Origin of the sequence: Clostridium chromiireducens, assembly GCF_002029255.1 — a bacterium.
GTDB lineage: Bacteria > Bacillota > Clostridia > Clostridiales > Clostridiaceae > Clostridium > Clostridium chromiireducens.
Window position 1 is genome coordinate 1 of record NZ_MZGT01000151.1, and the last position, 3687, is coordinate 3687.

Here is a 3687-nt window from a genome sequence, read left to right on the forward strand (position 1 = left end):
ATTATACATATTCTCCAAAAATTATTCTGGATATAAATTTTTTTGTAAAAATAGTATTGTCTTTTCCAAAAATAAATGCTAATATAATTAAAATCATATCAAAACATAACCAAACATCACAAAACATAACTATAAAATTAAAATTTGAATGTGAGGTTTTATTTATGAAAAAAAATATAATTTATATAACTTTAATAACTTTATTATTATCTATATTTATAGTTGGCTGTGGAATACAAAAAGCAAGCACTACAATCGACACTAATGCGTCCAAGCCTGAATCTACTATAGAATTAAATATTTCTGCTGCTGCAAGTTTGAAAGAAGCAATGACAGATATTCAAGATGAATTTAAGAAAGTTAAACCAAATGTGACACTAACAGTTAATTTTGGTGCATCTGGGTCTTTGCAACAGCAAATCGAGCAAGGCGCTCCTTGCGATATATTTATATCAGCCGGACAAAGCCAAATGAAAGCACTTGCAGATAAATCTTTACTTCTTGATAATACTAAAAAAGATTTAGTTAAAAATGACTTAGTTTTAGTTGGTCCTAAAGAAACTACAATTACTGGTCTTTCAGATTTAACTAGTGATAAAGTAAAAAAAATCGCAGTCGGAGAACCTCAGAGTGTTCCAGCTGGAAAATATGCAGATGAAGTTTTCACTAAACTTGGAGTTAAAGATGCTATATCTTCAAAACTTGTTTTTGCAAAAGATGTAAAGGAAGTACTTGCTTGGTCAACTTCTGGAAATGCTGAAGTTGGACTTGTTTATAAAAGTGATGCTTTAAGTAGCAAAGATGCTAAAATTATCGAAACTGTATCTGATGACAAGCATTCACCTATAACTTATCCAATTGGAGTAATTAAAGCTAGTAAAAATCCTGATGCTGCTAAAGCTTTTGAAGATTTCCTATTCACTGATACTTGTAAAAAAATATTTGAAAAGTATGGTTATGGAATAGCTTAATACTTATTTATTTTAGGTAATAATAATTTCTATACGAAATTATTATTACCTAAACTTACTTTTAAGGAGGACTTAATATGGATATTGATTTTTCACCTTTATGGATTTCTATAAAAACAGCTTTATTTGCAACGATTATCACATTCTTTTTCGGAATTATATTCTCATACTGGGTATCAAATTTCAAAGGAAAATCTAAAGGAATAATTGATGGATTACTTACCTTACCTTTAATTCTTCCGCCTACTGTAGTAGGTTTCTTTCTATTACTTATATGCGGAAAATACGGCCCTATAGGTAAGCTATTAGCACTTTTTAATACTTCCTTAATTTTCAGTTGGTTTGCCACAGTTCTTGCTGCTGTTGTTGTTTCTTTTCCAATGATGTATAGAACTACAAGATCTGCTTTTGAACAAATTGATATTAATATTCTATCTGCTGCAAGGACTCTTGGACTAAGTGAATTTAAAATATTCTATAAAATCGCTATTCCTCTTGCTATGCCAGGTATTATAGGTGGACTTGTTCTATCATTTGCAAGAGCTATTGGCGAATTCGGTGCCACACTTATGATAGCAGGAAATATTCCTGGAAAAACCCAAACCATGCCTTTAGCTATTTTCTTTGCAGCTGAAGGCGGTGATATGCAAAAAGCAATGCTTTGGGTTATTATAATTGTTGCTTTATCTTTATTCTTAATAATAATATTAAATTATTGGTCAGAAATTCAGCTTAAGTTAATGGGGAGGAGGAGTAAATAATGTCAATGTACATAGATATAGAAAATCATCTTTCTTCATTTAATCTCAAGGTTAATTTTGAACACCACGATGGTGTACTAGGGTTTTTGGGTGCATCTGGCTCTGGAAAAAGTATGAGCTTAAAATGTATCTCAGGTTTAGTCACACCCTCAAAAGGAAAGATAATAATCAACGATAAAACTTTCTTTGATTCTGAAAAAAAAATCAACTTAAGTCCTCAAAAAAGAAAAGCTGGATATTTATTTCAGAATTATGCTTTATTTCCTAACATGAATATTATTGATAATATTGAGATTGGCGTTTCTAATTTAAGTGAACAAGTAAAAAAAACATTAAGTAAACAATACATCGAGAGACTAGGACTCGTAGGACTTGAAAAACATTATCCTTGGCAGCTTTCTGGCGGTCAGCAGCAAAGAGTTGCCTTGGCTAGAGCTTTAATTACTTCCCCAGATATTTTACTATTAGACGAACCTTTCTCTGCTTTAGATCAACATCTAAGAAATAATCTAGAAAAAGAGCTTATGTCAATATTAAAAGATTATAACGGTAATGTTATTTTTGTTACTCATGATATAGCTGAGGCCTATAGAGTTTGCGATAATATTATTGTATATGAGAATGGAGTATCTCTAGAAAATAGAGAAAAGAAAGCTCTATTCAAACGACCTAAAACTCTTGCGGAAGCAACCTTGACCGGCTGCAAAAACATCTCTAAGGCTAAAAAGACGGGTAAGTATACTATCCATGCTGAAAACTGGGGACATGAATATATTGTAAATAATGAGGTCCCTGATAACATTCAGTACATTTGTATTAGGGCTCACGATATAGAAATATCTGAAAATGATAATAACATAAATACTTTTGCATATCAAATTGATAATATTGTAGAGAATCCATTTGAATTTACTCTGTATATGAAACATAAGACTAATTTAAATGCAAATCTTATTGAATATAAGGTAGAGAAAAAGAATATGGTTTTTGCTAATTATGATACAGTATTTTTAACTTTCCCAAAAGATAGTTTATTCTATTTCTAAGTGTTCTACTTATTATAAAATAAAAAAGATAGAGAATATGACTCTCTATCTTTTTTATTAAGTTACATTTTCGATATTTGAAATTTTTTATACTTCATAAAAACCTATTCATTTTGTATCCTATACATAAAGAGAATCAAACAAATTTAAGTCACCTATGCTCTTGGATGAGTGTGCATATATATATAATTGATTTTATCGTTGTTTATAATTTCATAATAAGTATCCATATATGTTAGTACTTGATTTCCGAGTAACTTTTGGACTGCTCTAACATTAGCACCATTTTGAAGTAAATGAACTGCAAATGAATGCCTAAAAGTGTTTAAATTAACATCTTTGTCTATTCCAGCTTTTCTAGAATACTCTTTAACGATTCTCCAAATCCCTTGCCTTGTAAGTTTATTTCCATTTAAGTTTACAAAAAGATTAGATACTCCGCACTGTGCAATCTTATATCTTATGCTTAAATATTCTGTTAGTGCTTTGCAGGCACTCCTTCCTATTGGAATAAGCCTTTCATAATGCTTATTATCTGTACACCTTACAAAATTCAAATCAAGGTTAACATCTTCAACATTTAATGAAATAAGCTCAGAAACTTTCATTCCAGTAGCATACATAAGTTCTAATAATGCATTATCACGAATTCCTTTTGAACAGTCTTTTTCAACTACTCTAATTATTTTATCTACTTCGTCAATGGTCAAAATTTGTGGCAATTTTCTATTATTTTTTGAACTCTTATATTCTATTTTAGGAACTTCTTTAATTAGGGTTTCACTTTTTAAATAAGAATAGAAATTCCGTAGGCTTATTACTATTCTATTTATAGATCTTTCTGATTTTCCTAGGTTAATGAGGTTTTGTATATATGACATAATTGTTAATTTATCACTATTATATAAG

At 29.8% G+C, this 3687-nt stretch carries 4 protein-coding genes; 3 read left to right on the forward strand and 1 reads right to left on the reverse strand.

Annotation, left to right across the window (positions count from 1 at the left end; all coding sequences use genetic code 11):
- The first annotated feature begins 164 nt into the window (after positions 1 to 164).
- From modA to CLCHR_RS23950, 3 genes are all read left to right on the forward strand, one after another.
- A complete protein-coding gene (gene modA, locus CLCHR_RS23940) occupies positions 165 to 971 on the forward strand; it encodes a molybdate ABC transporter substrate-binding protein (protein ID WP_079442445.1) in 807 nt (268 codons plus the stop codon).
- A gap of 77 nt (positions 972 to 1048) precedes the next feature.
- Positions 1049 to 1732: a molybdate ABC transporter permease subunit gene (modB, locus tag CLCHR_RS23945; protein WP_079442443.1), complete on the forward strand. Its 684-nt coding sequence runs from the start codon at positions 1049 to 1051 to the stop codon at positions 1730 to 1732.
- The gene (locus CLCHR_RS23950) at positions 1732 to 2778 is read left to right on the forward strand and encodes a sulfate/molybdate ABC transporter ATP-binding protein (protein WP_079442444.1); all 1047 of its coding nucleotides are present in this window, start codon (positions 1732 to 1734) and stop codon (positions 2776 to 2778) included. Before modB ends, CLCHR_RS23950 begins: the two co-directional genes overlap by 1 nt.
- A 155-nt stretch (positions 2779 to 2933) precedes the next feature.
- Here the strand turns inward: CLCHR_RS23950 and CLCHR_RS23955 are convergent.
- Positions 2934 to 3687: tyrosine-type recombinase/integrase (locus CLCHR_RS23955; RefSeq protein WP_079442446.1), on the reverse strand; the 754-nt coding region annotated here is incomplete at its 5' end.